This is a genomic window from Methylobrevis albus (assembly GCF_015904235.1).
In the GTDB taxonomy this organism is placed as follows: Bacteria; Pseudomonadota; Alphaproteobacteria; order Rhizobiales; family Pleomorphomonadaceae; genus Methylobrevis_A; species Methylobrevis_A albus.
Genome location: NZ_JADZLT010000041.1, coordinates 106,855 through 123,627 on the forward strand (window position 1 = coordinate 106,855; position 16,773 = coordinate 123,627).

18 protein-coding genes are annotated in these 16,773 nt (G+C 71.9%); 9 read left to right on the forward strand and 9 right to left on the reverse strand.

Annotated features, from left to right (window positions below; translation table 11 throughout):
* Positions 1-166: 166 nt before the first annotated feature.
* From I5731_RS04945 to I5731_RS04955, 3 genes are all read right to left on the reverse strand, one after another.
* On the reverse strand, positions 167-520 hold the full coding sequence (locus tag I5731_RS04945; protein ID WP_197310260.1) for a DUF1491 family protein: 354 nt from the start codon (positions 518-520) through the stop codon (positions 167-169).
* A gap of 17 nt (positions 521-537) precedes the next feature.
* Complete coding sequence (locus I5731_RS04950) at positions 538-1,476, reverse strand: peptidoglycan-binding domain-containing protein (RefSeq protein ID WP_197310261.1); 939 nt, start codon at positions 1,474-1,476, stop codon at positions 538-540.
* Between the two features lie 231 nt (positions 1,477-1,707).
* Positions 1,708-3,516, reverse strand: coding sequence for a PAS domain-containing sensor histidine kinase (locus tag I5731_RS04955; protein WP_197310262.1), 1,809 nt, complete (start codon positions 3,514-3,516; stop codon positions 1,708-1,710).
* A gap of 431 nt (positions 3,517-3,947) precedes the next feature.
* On the opposite strand from I5731_RS04955, the gene I5731_RS04960 reads away from it, so the two are divergent.
* A complete protein-coding gene (locus I5731_RS04960; protein WP_197310263.1) occupies positions 3,948-4,307 on the forward strand; it encodes a DUF5330 domain-containing protein in 360 nt (119 codons plus the stop codon).
* Positions 4,308-4,460: 153 nt separating this feature from the next.
* Complete coding sequence (locus I5731_RS04965) at positions 4,461-4,880, forward strand: SufE family protein (RefSeq protein ID WP_197310264.1); 420 nt, start codon at positions 4,461-4,463, stop codon at positions 4,878-4,880.
* Positions 4,881-4,907: 27 nt separating this feature from the next.
* Here I5731_RS04965 and I5731_RS04970 read toward each other — a convergent pair whose 3' ends face one another.
* A complete protein-coding gene (locus tag I5731_RS04970; protein ID WP_197310265.1) occupies positions 4,908-5,432 on the reverse strand; it encodes a DUF6456 domain-containing protein in 525 nt (174 codons plus the stop codon).
* Complete coding sequence (locus I5731_RS04975; RefSeq protein WP_197310266.1) at positions 5,429-5,821, reverse strand: helix-turn-helix domain-containing protein; 393 nt, start codon at positions 5,819-5,821, stop codon at positions 5,429-5,431. The genes I5731_RS04970 and I5731_RS04975 overlap by 4 nt, the downstream gene beginning before the upstream one ends.
* Before the next feature lie 294 nt (positions 5,822-6,115).
* On the opposite strand from I5731_RS04975, the gene I5731_RS04980 reads away from it, so the two are divergent.
* A complete protein-coding gene (locus I5731_RS04980; protein ID WP_197310267.1) occupies positions 6,116-6,544 on the forward strand; it encodes a hypothetical protein in 429 nt (142 codons plus the stop codon).
* A gap of 155 nt (positions 6,545-6,699) precedes the next feature.
* Here I5731_RS04980 and I5731_RS04985 read toward each other — a convergent pair whose 3' ends face one another.
* On the reverse strand, positions 6,700-7,839 hold the full coding sequence (locus tag I5731_RS04985; RefSeq protein ID WP_197310268.1) for a DUF2336 domain-containing protein: 1,140 nt from the start codon (positions 7,837-7,839) through the stop codon (positions 6,700-6,702).
* A 205-nt stretch (positions 7,840-8,044) separates the two neighbouring features.
* Here I5731_RS04985 and I5731_RS04990 point away from each other — a divergent pair, with 205 nt between their 5' ends.
* The 4 genes from I5731_RS04990 to I5731_RS05005 all read left to right on the forward strand — a co-directional run bounded on the left by I5731_RS04990 (position 8,045) and on the right by I5731_RS05005 (position 10,934).
* On the forward strand, positions 8,045-8,236 hold the full coding sequence (locus I5731_RS04990; RefSeq protein WP_197310269.1) for a hypothetical protein: 192 nt from the start codon (positions 8,045-8,047) through the stop codon (positions 8,234-8,236).
* A gap of 40 nt (positions 8,237-8,276) precedes the next feature.
* Positions 8,277-9,113 (forward strand): hypothetical protein, encoded by an 837-nt coding sequence (locus I5731_RS04995; protein WP_197310270.1) that lies wholly within the window; start codon positions 8,277-8,279, stop codon positions 9,111-9,113.
* Between the two features lie 140 nt (positions 9,114-9,253).
* On the forward strand, positions 9,254-10,093 hold the full coding sequence (locus I5731_RS05000; RefSeq protein WP_197310271.1) for a cyclase family protein: 840 nt from the start codon (positions 9,254-9,256) through the stop codon (positions 10,091-10,093).
* Between the two features lie 154 nt (positions 10,094-10,247).
* The gene (locus I5731_RS05005; RefSeq protein WP_197310272.1) at positions 10,248-10,934 is read left to right on the forward strand and encodes a TetR family transcriptional regulator; all 687 of its coding nucleotides are present in this window, start codon (positions 10,248-10,250) and stop codon (positions 10,932-10,934) included.
* A 5-nt stretch (positions 10,935-10,939) separates the two neighbouring features.
* Here I5731_RS05005 and I5731_RS05010 read toward each other — a convergent pair whose 3' ends face one another.
* From I5731_RS05010 to I5731_RS05020, 3 genes are all read right to left on the reverse strand, one after another.
* Positions 10,940-11,476, reverse strand: coding sequence for a hypothetical protein (locus tag I5731_RS05010; protein WP_197310273.1), 537 nt, complete (start codon positions 11,474-11,476; stop codon positions 10,940-10,942).
* Complete coding sequence (locus I5731_RS05015; protein WP_197310274.1) at positions 11,473-12,045, reverse strand: DUF1214 domain-containing protein; 573 nt, start codon at positions 12,043-12,045, stop codon at positions 11,473-11,475. Before I5731_RS05015 ends, I5731_RS05010 begins: the two co-directional genes overlap by 4 nt.
* Positions 12,046-12,214: 169 nt before the next feature.
* On the reverse strand, positions 12,215-14,671 hold the full coding sequence (locus tag I5731_RS05020; RefSeq protein WP_197310275.1) for a transglycosylase domain-containing protein: 2,457 nt from the start codon (positions 14,669-14,671) through the stop codon (positions 12,215-12,217).
* Positions 14,672-14,850: 179 nt separating this feature from the next.
* On the opposite strand from I5731_RS05020, the gene I5731_RS05025 reads away from it, so the two are divergent.
* Both I5731_RS05025 and I5731_RS05030 read left to right on the forward strand, forming a co-directional pair.
* Positions 14,851-15,336 carry a YcgN family cysteine cluster protein gene (locus I5731_RS05025; RefSeq protein WP_197310276.1) on the forward strand — a complete coding sequence of 162 codons (486 nt, stop codon included), beginning with the start codon at positions 14,851-14,853 and terminating at the stop codon, positions 15,334-15,336.
* 109 nt (positions 15,337-15,445) lie between these two features.
* Positions 15,446-16,773 (forward strand): WD40 repeat domain-containing protein (locus I5731_RS05030; protein WP_328838184.1); only part of this gene is annotated, 1,328 nt, incomplete at its 3' end.

The window sequence follows — 16,773 nt, forward strand, 5'->3', positions numbered from 1 at the left end:
CCCCGCCTGTTGGTCGATCGCCGCGACCTATGATCCGAGCGGCGATCTCGATGCCGCCATGGCATCAGCAATAGCGCCAAGGTCGCGCCAATCTCAATCGGCGCCGTGGGCGGTCGCAACACGGGAGGCGAGGCGCGATGCCGCAGGGGCGGCAGCGCGGGGACGTTCAGCCGGTCTCGGCGACGTCGAGGTCGTGGCTGGCGTCACGGCACTCGGTCTCGATGACCCAGCAGTCGGGATCAAAGCGTCGTTCGCCGGCGAGGCGGCCGTCGATCTCGGCTTCCGGCACGCCGGTGGCGAGCTTCTCGAAGACGCGGCCGCCGCTGGTCGCGGTCTCCTCGGGGCCGAAGAAGGCCTGGGGCAGGGGGCCGTAGAGGTCGGCGGTGCCGTCGAGGCGGGAGACCTTGACGAAGACCGCGCCGGCGGCGGCGGCGCCGCGGCGCACGACCGCGGTGAAGCGGCCGGCGTCGTTGCGCCGGCGCACATAGGCCGAGACCCAGAAGTCCGAGGTGACGCGCATTGCCTGGGCCGCCGCGGTTACTGGTTCAGCGACAGGCCACCGATGGCGACGAGTTCGGCGAGAACGCGCTCGTTGACCGACCCCGTTCGCGGCAGGCCGCGATAGGATTCGAAGTCGGCAATCGCGGCGCGAGTCGCCTCGTTCATGACGCCGTCGGCGGCGACCGGGCCGAAGCCGAGATCGCCGAGGGCGGCCTGGATGCGGGCAAGGCGCGGGTCGGCGGTGGCGGTGACGGTGGGCGCCGTCGCGGCGGGTTCGCCACCCTCCTCGAAGGCGCTGATCCGGATCGGCTGCACCTTGACCGAGCGGATCGGCGCGGCGGCGCCGGACTCCGCCACGGCGGCGGGGACCTGGACCGGCGCGGGCGCCGGGGCGGGCGGGGCCACCGGCTCGACGCGGGCCGGCGCGCTCGCGACCGGGGCGGGCGGCGGTGCCGGCGCTTCGGACGGGGCGGGGGTCGCGGCGGCGACGAGGGCGGCAATCGGATCGACCGGCTCTGCCGCGGCGCGCGGCTTGGCCCGCGGGATCGGCGCGCCGCTCGCCTGCGGTGCGACGACCTCGTCGGCGACCGGTTGGAGAGCGGGCGGCGCGGCAGCGACGCGGGACGTGCCGCGCAGCGCGGCGAGCAGGGTGTCGTCGGGCTCACCGGTCTCGGGCAGGCCGGCGGCGGCTTCGAAGCGCATGATGGCGGCGGACGTCACCGGGCCGCTCAGCCCGTCGACCGCGCCGTCGTAGAAGCCACGCGCCCGCAGCTCGGCCTGGACGGCGGCGACGATGGCGCGGTCCTGCTCGGCGATCGCCGCGCTCGGGCGGATGCTCTCGGTGGTCGCAGGGTCGACGGCGAGCGGAAAGCGGTCGTCGCGCACCGGACGCGGGTCGCTGAACAGCGGGCTCGGGTGGCTGCCCGTCTGCATGGAAACGGCGTTGGTGATGATCGCGGCGGCCATGGCGATCATGACGAGCCCACCACCGGCGGCGGTGGGATTACGGACCAAACCGTCGATGGATCGGCTGATCAGGCCGCGCCTCGCTCCTCGTGTCATTCCGGTCAACCTTCCAAAGTCCTCGTCCAGCTCGGTGCCCCCCGGCGTCTTCTAGCAGCGGTCCGGCGGCCCGTCTCCAGGCCGCGGCCGGCACCGCCGTCTTCTTCGGTCGCGGCCCCGCGAGGGGCCGGACGATCCTCGTCGTCAGGCCCGGCGAGCCGTCCGCACCGGCGCCGCCGGCGGCGGCAGCTCGGCACCGCGCCGTGACGGCAGCCGGACGGTGACGTCCTTCTCGGCGTTGAGCGGCAGCGTCACGGTGACGGTGGTGCCGGCGCCGAGCACGCTGTCGATGGTCATGGTGCCGCCGTGCAGGGCGGCGAGGCCCTTCACGACCGAAAGCCCGAGACCGGTGCCCTCGTGGCGGCGGTCGTAGCCGCTCTGCGCCTGCACGAAGGGATTGCCGAGCCGCGGCAGGTCGGCGGCGGCGATGCCGATGCCGTTGTCCTTGACGAAGATCGACACGGTGCGGCCGTTGCGCCGCGCGCCGCAGACGATCTCGCCGCCGCAATCGGTGAACTTGATGCCGTTCGAGAGCAGGTTGAGCAGGATCTGCCGGCAGGCGCGCCGGTCGGCGACGAGCTCGGGCAGGTCGGGCTCGACGTCGGCGCGCAGCACCACCTTGGCGGCCTCGGCCTGCGGCGCCAGCATCTGGCGGCAGCGCTCGATGACGGCGCCGAGATCGAAGGGCTCGGGCGTCACGTCGAAGCTGCCGGCCTCGATCTTCGACATGTCGAGGATGTCGTTGACGACCTGCAGCAGGTGCTCGCCCGATTCGTGGATCAGGCGGACGTATTCGCGGTGACGCTCGTATTCGAGCTTGCCGAAGATCTCCTGGCCGAGCAGATCGGAGAAGCCGATGATGGCATTCAGCGGCGTGCGCAGCTCGTGGCTGACGTTGGCGAGGAAGCGCGTCTTGGCGAAGCTCGCCTCCTCGGCCTCGTTGCGGGCGCGCAGCAGTTCTTCTTCCTGGTGCTTGCGGCGGTCGATGTCGCGGATCACCGCGACCGCGCTGGCGCCGGCGACCGGATCGGCGTCGTCGATGCGGCGGATCACCGCCTCGACCCAGACGAAGCACTCGGCGTCGGTGCCTTCGTCGGCGCGGCGCAGGCGGAACTCGACCTCGGCGTAGCCGTCGTGGATGCCGGCGGAGAGGGCGGTGAGCCAGGCCGGGCGGTCGGCGACATGGACACGGCGGAACAGGCCGTCACCCATCAGCGCGGATGGCATCACGCCGGTGAGCCGGCCGGCGGCGGGCGAGGCGAAGGCGACGTCGCCGTTGGCGGCGTGGCAGGTGACGACGTCCTTCACGGCATCGGCGAGCAGGCGGTAGTGCCGCTCGCCGGTGCGCATGCGGGTTTCGGCCTCGCGGTGGATGCGGTCGATGCGGATCGCGACGAGGGTGGCGTAGAGCACGGCGGCGAGCGTCACGATGGACGCCATCGCACCGGCATGGCCGGGAAGCTGGAGCGGGGCGGGCAGGATGCCGGCAAAACCGGCGATGCCGACGAGGACGACGCCGGAGATGCCGATCAGCGCCGAGGCCGCGACGACGCGGCGGTCGCCCGAAAGCGCCGCCTCGACCGGGGCGAAGGCGAACCAGACCAGGGCGAACGAGCCGAGACCGCCGGTCCAGCCGGCGACCCAGCCGACGATGCCCGTGAGGCAGACCGCCGAGAGGACATAGCCGAGGCCGAGACGACCGGTGCGCGAGACGACGACGGCGACGACCGCCTCGAGGCCGAGGATGGCGAGGGCGATGCTGGCGAAGACGGCGCCGTCAGCGGTCGCGAGCACCGCCAGCGGCAGCGCCGCCAGGGCACAAAGCCCGCCGACCAGATGCGAGCCGATGAAAGCGCGATGACGGGACCCGTCGAGGGCGTCGGACGCGGCGGAGCCGTGCACCATGCCTTCGAGCGACCAGTCGAACAACCGCTTGAGTTCGCGGATACGCAATACGACACCCCACTTCGTCGGGCCCCGCCACCGAGGCTCCGTCGCTCCCCAGAAGGTGCCACGCTGCGCCTTTAAGGAACGCTAATGGGGGGCGACCGGCAATGGCGGAAACCGGCGCTGCAAAGCCCCTTCGGCCGATTTTCCCCGACCGATCCGAAACAGGGTAAACCAGCGGTCAACAACCCGGTTGGCCGCGCCAAGCGATTGATCGCAAAGGCATCCCGGACCGGCGCCGCCGCCGGCCGGCATCCTCGCGAGATGATGCCTAAAATTCGAATCGAATCTCACGCAGCGGCGCAAAGCGATCGAAAAGCCTGCGCCCTATGGTGGTATCCGTGGCGCTTGGAAAAAGCGTTCGCGGCCGGGGAACCGGCCTCCCGCCGATCCGTTATCGATCGGCAACCGACCGACATCGAAGGACGCGCGACCCCATGTTTCTCATCCGCACCGCCTTCTGGCTCGTCGTCGTCATCGCGCTGATTCCGGTCGACGAGGAGCGTGTCCAGGCAAGCAGCAGCGAGCCGACGCCGATCGCGGCAGGCGAGGCGATCTTTGCCGCCCAGGCGCTCGTCGCCGACCTCGGCGGTTTCTGCGACCGCAACCCGAGTGTCTGCGAGGTCGGCGGCCGCGTCGCCACCACGATGACGCTGAAGGCGAAGTCGGGCGCGCTGATGGTCTACGAATACCTCGGCGGCGCCGACCCGCTGACGGCGGAGCCGGCCGAGCCGCCGATGCGCAGCGCCGGGACGCTGACCCCCGCCGACCTTGCGGCGGCATGGCGCGGCGCCTGAAGCGGCGCCGATCTTCACGCCTGCGGCCACCGTGGTGCTGTCTTGCACCCGCCGCGGTGGGCAAATTCGCGAGACCCGGTTCTCAATCGGCAGTGCCGCCTCTATATCCGTCGTGAGCGCCCGGGCTTTGCCGGGCCGGCGCCGGGACAGGCCATGACACTCGACGAGATCCGCGACAACTTCGCCTACCTCGACGACTGGGAAGACCGCTATCGATACATCATCGAGCTCGGCCGCAGCCTGACGCCGCTGCCCGATGCGGCGCGCACCGACGAGAACAAGGTGCGCGGCTGCACGAGCCAGGTCTGGCTGGTGACGACGCCGCGGGCGACCAACGACGGCCGCGTGCTCGACTTCACCGGTGATTCCGACGCCCACATCGTCCGCGGCCTGATCGCGATCCTGTTCGCGACCTATTCGGGCCGCCGGCCCGAGGAGATCCTCGGCGTCGATCCCGGCACGGTGTTCACGGAACTCGGGCTCAAGGAACACCTCTCGCCGCAGCGCTCCAACGGCCTTGCCTCGATGGTGCGGCGGATCCACCTCGACGCGGAAGCGGCGCTCGCCGCCTGAGCCCTCGGCGGCGACGACGGCCGCCGGTCACGCCGTCGGGCGGTAGCCGTCGCTGCCCCAGTGGCGCAGGCGGGTCGTCGCCGGACCGGTGGCGGGGCCGAGCCCGTAGTGGCGGGCGAGCACGTGCAGGGCGGTCAGCAGCATCAGCTTGGCCGAGCGTGCCGGCCATTGCCGTTCGCGTTCGACTTCCGACAATCCCTTCAGGAAGCAGCAGACGTCGATCAGGATGCCGGAGAGCTCGGGTCCGACGGCGGCGATCGCCGCCTCGAACCGGCCCCGCGCGGCGAGCGCCGCCTCGCCGATCGTCAGCGCCGCGCCGGCGCCGCCGCCCCGGCGCTCCGCCCCGCCGGCGAGCCCGTCCCAGTTCATCGTGGTGCGCGGCATCAGGCCGGCGATGGTGAAATCGCGCCTGAGCCGCTCGCCGGCCTCGAAGGCCGCGTCGTCGAGCAGTGGCTCCCCCGCCTTGTCGCGGCGGCGGCGCAGCCAGTCGAGCGGGCTTTCGTCGCGGTCGGCCGGGCCGGCCCCTGCGCCCGGGGCATCGCGGCGGCTCATCGGCCGGCCCCGGTAGCGGTGGCGCGGTCGATGGCGGCGGCGATGCCCTCGACGAGGCGGTCCACCGCGGCGTCGTCGCGGCGGTCCTCGACGCGGCGGCAGGCGTGGGCCGCGGTGGTGCGGTCGCGGCCAAACAGGCCGCCGGCGTCGCGCATCGTCAGCCCGAGGTGCACATGGGCGAGGTACATCGCCACCTGGCGCGCAAAGGCGGTGGGGGCCGGGCCGCGGCTCGGCTGGTGCAGCGCCGAGGGGAGCAGGCCGAAGGCCGCGGCGGTGCTGTCGACGAGGGCCAGCGCGCCGGCGTCGGCGCCGCGCTCCCCGGCGGTTCTCGGGCTGCCCCGCCGCGGGGCGGCGGCCGTCTGGTCCGGGGTGGCGTGCAGTGTGGCCATGTTCGAACTCCCGTACTTAGGAATAAAACCCTAGACACGGTACAGTCAGTGCGAAGATGGGGAATAAGAGCAAGGCGGATCTGCACAACGCCCTGAATTTTTGGTGGAAATCAGCAGCGGGGCGGCTGACCACGGGCTCGGCCTCCGGTGGCCGCATGCCACCGCGACAGAGACGATCCCGCCAGAACAAGCCGAATCGTCCGGCACCTCACCGCGGGTGACAGGCTGGACGTAGGAATTTATCCTCTTGCCTTTCGTCACCTTCATCCTGTCGGCCTCGGATCGGAGGCGGGCATGAAGACGGGTAGGGCAAGCCGGTTGGGTGGCACGAGGAGCAGGGCGGTCGCCGGGGCGCCGGCGGTGCGAAAGGGGTCGGGAAGCGCGGCGGCCCCCTATGTGCGGGCGACCGTGCTGCCGGGGCTGATTCCGCTCTGGGGCATCGCGATGGAGGGTGGTCCCGAGACCACCGCGGCGATCTGCCGGGCGCTGGCGGCGGCGCTGCGGCGCGAGCGACGGCGGGCGGACCACCCGGGCGGCGGCTATGATCCGGCCCGCCATCTCGCCCTGCGCCGGGCGCTGGACGCCGAGTTGGAACGGCTCGCCGCGGCGGGCCGCGCCAATTGGACGCAAGCAGGAACGCAATGCCGCCATGCACTTGGTGCATTGCACAAAGGCCGTATCGGTGGCATAGTCCACTTGCCCTTTCGGGCGTTTCCTCCCTAAGACTTCAGGCCGCCTCCGGGCGGCTTTTTCTTTTTTCGCTCCCTTTTCGGGCCTTCATTGAACGAGCTCTGCAGCGGGCGCGGCCGAGCGTTGACGCGCCGAAGCGGCCGATCGCGAACGCGATCGACCGCTGCGAGGTCGGGATAGAGTTGGGCTCAGCCGCGCTTGCGCAGATCGGCGGCGCGCTGGCCGGCGGCGGGCGACACGGCGGAGGCGGCGTGGGCCTCGCCGCTGCGCACCGGCGTGCCGGCCTCGGTCTGCGGCTGGTGGGTTGCGACGCCGAGCTCGGCCGTGCCGTGGCCGGCGCTGCGCCAGCGGGTGATCAGCAGGCTGGCGGCGCGCAGCGAGATGGTGCCGTAGAGGTCGACCAGCGCGCGGACGTCGAAATAGCTGCGGTGATGCCGGGCGCCGGAGAACAGGATGACGCGGGTCGCGGCGGCTTCGTCGAAGCCGGTCGCCTTCAGCGCCACGGCGAGCGGTTCGCCGCCGGCATCGACGATCAGGTCGAGCACATAGCCGGCGTCGAGGCCCATCATGTCGCCGAGCAGCATGGCGAGGCGGCCGTCGTCGCGGGCGGTGGCGGCGCGGGCGACGTCGCGGCCGACCTGGCGGTCGATGGCGGGCGGGCGCGGCAGCATGCGATGGCTGGCGAAATCGCGCAGCGCCAGCATTTCGAGCCCGCGCTGGACGCGGCGACGCCCCTTGGCGTCGAGGTCGAGGTAGAGGTCGATCAGGTCGACGTCGTCGATGTCGATGCGGGCGGCGAGGCGCCGGGCGAGCGCCGGCAGGTTGCGGGCCGCGGTGACGAGGCGCCGGACGGCGTCGGCCGGCAGCTTGACCGTGTCGTTGTCGGCGAGAATTTCGAGGCCGGCCGGGTCGAGGCGGCGCGCCAGGGCCTCGGCGACCAGCGGCGGCAGCTTGCGCCGGCCGGCGAGCGCGTTGAGGTGCGAGGTCGAGCCGGTGGCGACGAGGCCGAGCAGGTCGACGTCGGAGAGTTCCGGTGCCGTCGCGAGCACCACGGCGGCAGCCTCCACGTCACTGCCGAGCAGTGCCTTCAGGATCGCCGGCGGCGCCTCCGGATGACGGGCGAGCCGGCGCGCGATCACCACCTTGTCGATCGACGGCGTGGTGCGCAGCAGTTGCAGCGCCAGTTCCTCGAAGATGCGGATCTCGCCGGGCGTGTGGTGCGGCTCCGACACGAAGAGCTCGGTCGCCTGCCTAAGCAGCGCATCGGCCGGCAGGGGCTCGGAGGGGAGGAGGAGATCCTCGCGATCCTGACGCGGCGTCGACGACATGGCCTGATCCTTCGGGCGGGGGCAGCGACGGGATGCGGTTGTGGAAAACCGTGGCTTTCCGGTCGCGGCCGGGATGGAACTTCAATCTGTGCCGAATTCGTAAAGGTCTCGTTAACCAACGAACGTGCTTCATCGATGGGCTGAACAGGCAAACCCGCCGGCACCGGCATCGTCCGGGAACCGGCGTCGACGATGGAGAGAGGCCATGGGTCTCGTGATCGAGTTCGGCGTGAGTAAGCCTCGCATCAATACCCGTCCGCGCCGCGACCGCAGTGCCGACGTGATGATCTTCCCCGGCGTCCGCATCGAGCGGCATGCCGAGCGCGATCCGGAGGCGGCCGCGCGCCGCGCCGAGATCTGGCGGCAGCCGCGCTGGAAGGACTACGGCGACGAATGAGCGGGGACCTGGCGGCCATTTCGGCAGGCCCCGCCGGCGCATGACCGGGGCAGGGGACCAGACGCCGCGTGCCTTCGGGCGCGTGCGCCGGACGGCTGCCGCCGTGCTGCTGCTGACGGCCGCGCTGGCGACCGCGGGCTGCACCCGTCCCGAGGGCGATTTCGGGCGGGCCCGGCCGTCGTATCTGCACGACGACCTGATGCCGGTCGTCGGCGCACGGTCTGCGGCAATGCGCGGCGAACCGGTGTCGCCGTTCAACCGCACCGATACGGAGCGGCTGCTCGGCGACCAGTCGTGGTCGCTGGTGCGCCCGCCGCACGCCGGCCAGTGGTGGATGGCGGTGGCCGCCGAGCTTCAGCGCACCCGGCTGACCGCCGCGACCGACCTGCGCTTCGATCCGGGTGGCTACTACGCCCATCTCCGCGCCGGCGACTATCGCTCGTCCGAGGCGCGCTGGGGCAAGGCGGCCGCCGACGCGCTCGCCGATGCGGAGCTGCTGCCGCCGTTCTGCCACGTCGTCCGCCTCGTGCGCCGCGACGACGCCGAGCGCCTCGCCGTGCTCGGCCGGCGCGGCGGCATGGATGACGACGAATATGCGTCGGCCGAAGCCCGGGTGGCGGAAAACGAGGCGCTGATCGCCTGGGCGGGCCGGGCGGTCGGCTATCGCATCGTCGCCTATCGCGAGGCGATCGACCGGCTCGAGGTCGAAACGCCGTCGCGGCAACTCTTCGAGACCAACCGTGCCCTCGATACGCTGGTCGCCGCCTCGGGCTGTCTCGCGCTCGGCGGGGCAATCGGCAAATGGCCGCTCCCCGAAGCCCCGACCCGCCCGGGGCGGCCGCTCGGCGACCTCGACGGCCCCGTCCTGCAGAAGTGAAGCCGACGGTCAGCGCGCCCGTCCACGTCGTTGCGCGGGGCGTGGCGGCGTTTTCCCGACCGGTTTGACAAGAACGTACTAGTTCGTACACTCCCCTCAACGCGCTCGATGACGAAGCGCTTTATGGGAGGAACGGACCGATGTGCCCACGGGGATGCCTGAGCTCCATCTGTGACCACGCCACACGACGGGGCCTGCTCAAGGCGGGCTTCACGTTCGGCGTCGGCGCCGCCGCGGCGGCGACCACGACCGGCTTCAGCGCGACGCCGGCCCGGGCCGCGCCGATCAGCTTCGAACGCACGGAAGACCTCTCGCATGCGCTCTACGAGGGCTTTCCCACCATGGGCGGCGACAAGTGGTTCACGGTCGAGAACATCGTGAACTTCGCCGAGCACAAGGTGAACCTCAACCGCTGGACCATGATGGAGCACACCGGCACCCACATGGATGCCCCGATCCACTTCTCCGCCGACGGGATGACCGCCGACATGATCCCGATCGGCGACCTGATCGTGCCGCTCGCCGTGGTGAACATCGCGGCGAAGGCGGCGGACAATGCCGACGCCGAACTGACGCCCGACGACATCCGCGCCTGGGAAGCGAAGAACGGACCGCTGCCGGAGGGCTGCTGCGTCGTGATGAACTCGGGCTGGCACAAGCTCGTCGGCGATGCGCGCTTCACCGGCCGCGACGGCGAGGGCCGCAACCATACGCCGGGCTTCCACGCCGAGACGGCGCACATGCTGATCACCGAACGCAACGTCCGCGGCATCGGCGTCGACACGCTGTCGCTCGACACCGGCCTCAACTCCTCCGGCGCCTTCCCGGTGCACTACGAGTGGCTCGGCAGCGGGCGCTGGGGCGTCGAGGCGGTGGCCAACCTCGATGCGGTGCCGGAGACGGGCGCGCGCGTCCTGCTCGGCACACCGAAGGTGAAGGGCGCGACCGGCGGCCCCACGCGCGTCATCGCGCTGCTCTGATCCGGCGACGGGACGGCTGCGAATGCAGCCGTCCCGGGCTCCTTCCGTTTCAGATCGCCAAGGCGTGCCGGACGGCGATTCCTTGGCGAAACCACCGGCCGGGGCTAGCCTGACCCCCGGCCGAATCGGGGGCCGCGGCGGCGGTGGCGCAGCGATGGGGCAGGATCGAAAGAGCGGCAAGGGAGATACGGACGGCGATGCCGTCCGCGAGCCGTCGCAGGCCGAGCGCACCCGGCAGGACATCCTCGAGGTCGCGACGCGCGAGTTTGCCGAGAAGGGCTACAGCGGCGCCCGGATCGACGAGATCGCGGCGCTGACCAGCACGACCAAGCGGGCGATCTACTACCACTACGAAAGCAAGCAGGGCCTGTTCATCGCCGTGCTGGAGAACGCCTACCGCGGCATCCGCGCGCTCGAGGCGACGCTCGACCTCGATCACCTCGAACCGGCGGACTCGATCCGTACGCTCGCCGGGTTCACGTTCGACTACCAGTGGGCGCACGCCGACTTCGTCCGCCTCGTGATGGTCGAGAACATCCATCATGGCGCGCATCTCGAGGCGGCCGTGTCGCTGCGCAACGTCAACGTGCCGATCCTCGACGCGGTGCACCGTGTCTATGCCCGCGGCGTCGCGACCGGCGTGTTCCGGCCGGGGATCGAGCCGATCGACATCCACATGACGATCAGCGCACTCGCCTTCTTCAACGTCTCCAACCGCTTCACCTTCTCGCGCATCTTCGACCACGACCTCGGCGACCCGGCGATCCGGGCCGCGCGGCGATCGGTGGTGATCGACACGGTGCTGCGCTTCCTGCAGGCCGACGCGCCCGCCGCGGGTTGACGCGCTCAGGTTGCCGATCCGCCGCAGGCGAGGCTCTCGAGCATGGGGACGATTGCCGCGCGTTGCGCGCGCGTTTCGGCGAAGGCGCGGATCAGCACGACCGCCGCCTCGGTCTCGACCGGTGCATAGAGCGTGCTGCGCTCGACCGCGGCGCGTTCGACGCGCAGCCGGTCGAGCAGGGCGGCGGCACCGACGTCGAGTTCAAGGTCGGCCCCGGCGATCGCCGCCCGGCTGGCGCTCCAGGTCGTGGTGCCGGAGGCGTCGATCACCGCCAGCGACCAGACGGTGTCCGGCATCCGCCCGGCAAGCCGCACGGCGCCCTCGCCGGGCTCGAGCCGGCAGAGCGCGTGCACGAAGGCCGGGTCGAGGCCCGGCAGGAAGGCGGGATCGGACGGCACCACGACGCGGCCCGGCGTCGCCAGCGCCAGCGCGCGCTGGAAGGCGTTGCGCGGCGCGGCGGCGGGAATGGCGAGTACGGCGACGACATGAATGATGCCCGCGAGCATCAGCCCGATCGCCACGGCGCGGCGGAGCGACATCATGGGCATTCGCTCCGGCGGATCGTCGGCAGTTCGGTCTCGCCGGCAAGACGCGCCGCCGCATCGGTGTCGTAGATGCGCAGCGTGAGGCGCAGGCTGGCGAGCGATCCGGTCGGCACGAAGTTGCCCGGCCGCGCGGTGCGCCCGAGGGTGACGCGGAACCGGTCCGACGCCTCGCGCAGCACGTCGCGGCTGGTGAAGCCGAAGCGGCCGGCCGGGTTTTCGGGCAGCCGCCCGTCGTGGTCGTCGACGGTCAGGGTCCAGAGGTCGGCCCAGACGAGGCCGCCTTCGACGGCGTAGTGGCAGGCGGGATCGAGCGCCGCGCCCTCGCTGTCGGCCTCGGCGACGAGGCTGACCCCTTCAGCGGCGCCGAGCGGCACGGCGCCGGAGCGCGCGAGCCGGGCGGCGGCGTAGGGATTGCCGTCGCCGAGCGCCTGCAGCGGCCCGGTGCGCCAGGGACCGATGCGCTGGGTATCGTCAAGCAGGCTGCTTTCGAGCACCGCGGCGGCGGAGCCGAGCCCGAGGATCGCACCGAGCATCACGATGATCAGTGCGTTGAGGATCAGCTTCACATCGCCCCCGCCACGGCGTCCGGAACCCGCCGCCCGCCCGGCGCCACCGGGATGAACCGTCCGGCCTGCATCCCCGTGCGTGCCGGACGGGTTGCGATTCGGCGCGAGGCGGACCCGACGGCAGGTTTAACCGCTGCCGTGGCGCGCTGCCAAGCGGCCGCGCGCGCCGTCAGGGAACGAGTTCGATGAACGAGGGGGAGCGGGCCGGTGGCGGCGCCAGCACCTCGAAACCGTTGACGCGCGCCGCCGGGCCGAACGGCGACTGGCCGGCGGTGAGCCGGGCCGGCAGCGGGCCCTGCACCCGGGTCGCCGGCGGAGCCGTCGCGGGGACAGGCGGCGGCGGTGGGGCTTCAAGGACGGTCGGCAACGGCGTGCTGATCGAGGCCCCGCTGTGCGAAGCCGGCTCGCGCCGGGCGGTCGACAGCACGCGGACCACGGGCGCCGGCGCGTCGACGGCCGCGTCGGCACTCGCCACGGCCGCGAGGCTGCCGGCTGGCGGGACGGGCGCGTGCTGCTGCGCCTCGAAGCCGATCTGGCCTGTGGCGCGGCGCAGCCGGATCAGCGAGGCGATCTCGCCGACGACATCGGCGCCGCCCTCGGTCAGGCGGTCGCGGCTGACAGCCGGGACCGCCGTCTCGGGCGTCGGCGCGGGGGCCGCCGCGACGAGAGCGTCCGGCGGCGCCACGCCGGGGATCGGCTTCAGCGGCGCGCCGACATGGATGCGGGCCATGATGTCCTTCCACGTCTGCGCGGGCAGCGAGCCGCCGGTCATGTCCTTCGTGGAGGTGAAGTCGTCGTTGCCGTACCAGACCGCGGCGACATAGTTGCCGGTGAAGCCGGCGAACCAGGCGTCGCGATAGGCCTGGGTGGTGCCGGTCTTGCCGGCCGCGGGAATGCCGTCGAGCAGGGCGCGCCGGCCGGTGCCGGCGGTCACGACATTGGCGAGGATGTCGTTGAGCTGCTCGGCGACCTCCACCGGCAGCACGCGCTCGGGCGCCGGCTCGTCGGTGCGGTGGGCGTAGAGGAGGCGGTCGTCGGTGGTCGCGCGGATCTCGTCGATCGCAAAGGGCGTCGCGGCGAGGCCGCCGCTGGCGAGCGAGGCATAGGCGCCGGTCATGTCGAGCACGGTGACCTCGGCGACGCCGAGGGGCAGCGCGCGGGTGATCTTCAGCTCGGAGCGCAGCCCCATGCGGTGCGCCGTCTCGACGATGGCGCCGCGGCCGATCGCCTGGGCGAGGCGGACGGGCACGGTGTTGATCGATTTCGTCAGGGCGGTCTTCAGCGTCACTGCGCCGGCATAGCTGCGGCCGTAGTTGCGCGGGCTCCAGTTGCCGATGGTGATCGGTGCGTCGGGCACGACGCTCTTCGAGGTGTAGCCGTTCAGGAAGGCGGCGGCATAGACGAAGGTCTTGAACGACGAGCCGGGCTGGCGCAGGGCGTAGACCGCGCGGTTGAACTGGCTGGTGCCGTAGTCGCGGCCGCCGACCATGCCGCGCACGGCGCCGTCGGGCTCCTGCACCACGGTCGCCGCCTGCGTCACCCGGTATTGCGGCCCGTGCTGGCGCAGGTTGGTCTCGATCGCCGCCTCGGCCGCACGCTGCACCTCCGGGTCGAGCGTCGTGCGCACGTTGAGCGTATGGCTCTCCTTCGGCGCGATGCGCTTCACCTCCTCGAAGGCCCAGTCGAGGAACCAGTCCGGCGCCGCCTCGCGGCTCATCGACACGATCTCGGCCGGCCGTCGCCGCGCGGCGGCGACCTGGCCGTCGGTCATGAAGCCGGCGTCGACGAGGTTGGTGAGCACCTGGTTGGTGCGGGTGCGGGCGGCGGCGAGGTTGACGTGCGGCGCGTAGCGGGCGGGCGCCTTGTAGAGCCCGGCGAGCAGGGCGCTTTCGGCGAGGGTGAGATCCCGCACCGACTTGCCGAAATAGAACTTCGCCGCCGCCGCCGCCCCGTAGCTGCCGCCGCCCATGTAGGCGCGGTCGAGGTAGAGCTTGAGGATCTCCTGCTTGGTGAGGTTCGCCTCCAGCCAGAGCGCCAGATAGGCCTCGCGGATCTTGCGCTCGATGGTGCGCTCGTTGGAGAGGAAGAGGTTCTTCGCGAGCTGCTGCGTGATCGACGAGCCGCCCTGCACCACGCCGTTGGCGCGCAGGTTCTGGGTCAGCGCGCGCAGCGTGCCGACGATGTCGATGCCGAAATGGTCGAAGAAGCGCCGGTCCTCGGTCGCGAGCGTCGCCTTGATCAGGCTGTCGGGGAACTCGTCGAGCGGCACCGTGTCGTCGAGGAACAGGCCGCGCCGGCCGATCTGGTTGCCGTTGCGGTCGAGGAAGGTGACGGCGTATTCGCCCTTGGCGCGCCAGTCGCCCTCGGTCGCCTTGAACGCCGGCACCGCGAAGGCGAGCAGCACGACGGCGGCGACGGTGCCGAGCGTCGCCGCCTCGGAGGCGACCTCGGCCGCGACGCGCGCGGCGCCGCGCACCCGGAACCGCCCGAGCGCTTCCTGGTAGCGGCTCCAGACGCCCGCGAGCCGGCGCCCGGTCGCATAGGCGGCCGTGTCGATCCACGCGTCCAGCGCCAGGAGGCGCCGGGCGAGCGTTCGGCTACGGGCTTCGGGCTTGCGATCCGTCACTGTTCGGTCCAAGCGTTGGTCGGCGCAATCGGTTCGGAGCCCGGCGAAGTCGCCGGAGCGGTCCGAGAGGCGTCGGCTCCGGGTGCGGTCGACCCGGCAGTCAACCCGCGGGGCTTCGGTCCGTTCCCGACCCCAGAAATATTCTTAAATTTCGACCGGATCAAAGCACGAGACGACATATGGTTAACAGCATCGCCCCGGGCGACACCACGATCCCATTCTGGCGCGAAAAGACGCTGGAGGAAATGGACGTTTCGGAGTGGGAGTCGCTGTGCGACGGCTGCGGTCGCTGCTGCCTCAACAAGCTCGAGGACGAGGACACCGGCGAGATCGCCTGGACCGACATCGCCTGCGTGCTGCTCGACGGCGACAGCTGCCGCTGCCGCGACTATCCCAACCGCGCCGCGACCGTGCCCGACTGCATCCCTCTCGACCCCGAAACCGTCCGCACCCTCTCCTGGCTCCCCCCCACCTGCGGCTACCGCCTCGTCGCCGAAGGCCGCGACCTCTACTGGTGGCACCCGCTGCTCTCCGGCGACCCGGAGAGCGTGCACGCGGCGGGGATCTCCGTGCGCGGGCGGACGGTGCGCGAGCAGGATTATCCGGATGTGGAGACGTGGGAGGAGCGGCTGGTGGACTGGCCGGTGGAGGAGCCGGGGGAGTAGGGCGACCTCCCGGATACCCGCTGGCGACACCGGCGTGTGGCCCATGGCCGGCCCGACCACGAGTTGCTAGCATGGCGGCGATCGGGGGATCGCGGCGGTGGGGGCGGTCGTGGATGCGAGGACTGAGGGCAACTCGGCGGGCGCGCCGGCGCGATCCGGCACGGGTGGGATTACGGTCTGGGCGGTGCTGCGGCGACTGGGGCCGGGCGTCTGGCTGCTTGTCTTGTCCGCACTTGCCCTGCTGGTGGCGGCCGGCAGCGCCGCGGTTCATACACCTTGGATCGACCGGGGGGCGGACACGCCGGGTTGGGATGAGCCCGAGGGGCTGGTTGCGCCCGTGGCGCATGATTTGGGCTGGCTTGGACTGGTGTCGCGGACTGCTTTGCGCGTTGGTGACGGTACGCGGATTTACGGCGCAGGCGGCATTGGTGGCATCGTTCGGAGCGTCGGTTTTTCTCCAGATGGGACGTGGATCGTCTCGGGCGGCGAAGACGGCACGGTGCGGCTGTGGACGCTGGACGGCGCTGCGGTGGGTGAGCCGCTGCGCGGGCACGAGGGCACGGTCTGGAGCGTCGACTTTTCCCCGGACGGCACGCGGATCGTCTCGGGCGGCCATGACGGCACGGTGCGGCTGTGGACGCCGGACGGCGCTGCGGCGGGCGAGCCACTGCGCGGACATGAGGGCCGGGTCCTGAGCGTCGGCTTTTCCCCGGACGGCACGCGGATCGTTTCGGGCGGGCAGGACGGCACGGTGCGGCTGTGGACGCGGGATGGCGCTGCTATGGGCGAACCGCTGCGCGGACATGAGGGCCGGATCCTGAGCGTCGGCTTTTCCCCGGACGGCACGCGGATCGTTTCGGGCGGGGCCGACGGCACGGTGCGGCTGTGGACGCCGGACGGCGCTGCTGTGGGCGAGCCGCTGCGCGGGCACGACGGCATGGTCTTCAGCGTCGGCTTTTCCCCGGACGGCACGCGGATCGTCTCGGGCGGCGAGGACGGCACGGTGCGGCTGTGGACGCCGGACGGCGCTGCTGTGGGCGAGCTGCTGCGCGGGCACGAGGGCACGGTCTGGAGCGTCGGCTTTTCCCCGGACGGCACGCGGATCGTCTCCGGCGGTGACGACGGCACGGTTCGGCTTTGGACACCGGACGGCGCTGCGGCGGGCGAGCCGCTGCGCGGGCACGAGGGCACGGTCTGGAGCGTCGGCTTTTCCCCGGACGGCACGCGGATCGTTTCGGGCGGCCATGACGGCACGGTGCGGCTGTGGACGCCGGACGGCGCTGCGGTGGGTGAGCCGCTGCGCGGGCACGAGGGCACGGTCTGGAGCGTCGGCTTTTCCCCGGACGGCACGCGGATCGTTTCGGGCGGCCGTGACGGCACGGTGCGGCTGTGGACGCGGGACGGCGCTGCGGTGGGTGAGCCGCTGCGCGGGCACGA

Bases quoted from the DNA above. Each gene is read 5' to 3' on its own strand.
- I5731_RS04990 (WP_197310269.1), top strand. From the start codon at position 8,045: ATGGGTCTCGTGATCGAGTTCGGCGTGAGTAAGCCTCGCATCAATACC.
- I5731_RS05005 (WP_197310272.1), top strand. From the start codon at position 10,248: ATGGGGCAGGATCGAAAGAGCGGCAAGGGAGATACGGACGGCGATGCC.
- I5731_RS04985 (WP_197310268.1), bottom strand. From the start codon at position 7,839: ATGTCGTCGACGCCGCGTCAGGATCGCGAGGATCTCCTCCTCCCCTCC.
- I5731_RS05000 (WP_197310271.1), top strand. From the start codon at position 9,254: ATGTGCCCACGGGGATGCCTGAGCTCCATCTGTGACCACGCCACACGA.
- I5731_RS04945 (WP_197310260.1), bottom strand. From the start codon at position 520: ATGCGCGTCACCTCGGACTTCTGGGTCTCGGCCTATGTGCGCCGGCGC.
- I5731_RS04960 (WP_197310263.1), top strand. From the start codon at position 3,948: ATGTTTCTCATCCGCACCGCCTTCTGGCTCGTCGTCGTCATCGCGCTG.
- I5731_RS04970 (WP_197310265.1), bottom strand. From the start codon at position 5,432: ATGAGCCGCCGCGATGCCCCGGGCGCAGGGGCCGGCCCGGCCGACCGC.
- I5731_RS04980 (WP_197310267.1), top strand. From the start codon at position 6,116: ATGAAGACGGGTAGGGCAAGCCGGTTGGGTGGCACGAGGAGCAGGGCG.
- I5731_RS04995 (WP_197310270.1), top strand. From the start codon at position 8,277: ATGACCGGGGCAGGGGACCAGACGCCGCGTGCCTTCGGGCGCGTGCGC.
- I5731_RS04975 (WP_197310266.1), bottom strand. From the start codon at position 5,821: ATGGCCACACTGCACGCCACCCCGGACCAGACGGCCGCCGCCCCGCGG.
- I5731_RS05010 (WP_197310273.1), bottom strand. From the start codon at position 11,476: ATGATGTCGCTCCGCCGCGCCGTGGCGATCGGGCTGATGCTCGCGGGC.
- I5731_RS04965 (WP_197310264.1), top strand. From the start codon at position 4,461: ATGACACTCGACGAGATCCGCGACAACTTCGCCTACCTCGACGACTGG.
- I5731_RS05025 (WP_197310276.1), top strand. From the start codon at position 14,851: ATGGTTAACAGCATCGCCCCGGGCGACACCACGATCCCATTCTGGCGC.
- I5731_RS04950 (WP_197310261.1), bottom strand. From the start codon at position 1,476: ATGATCGCCATGGCCGCCGCGATCATCACCAACGCCGTTTCCATGCAG.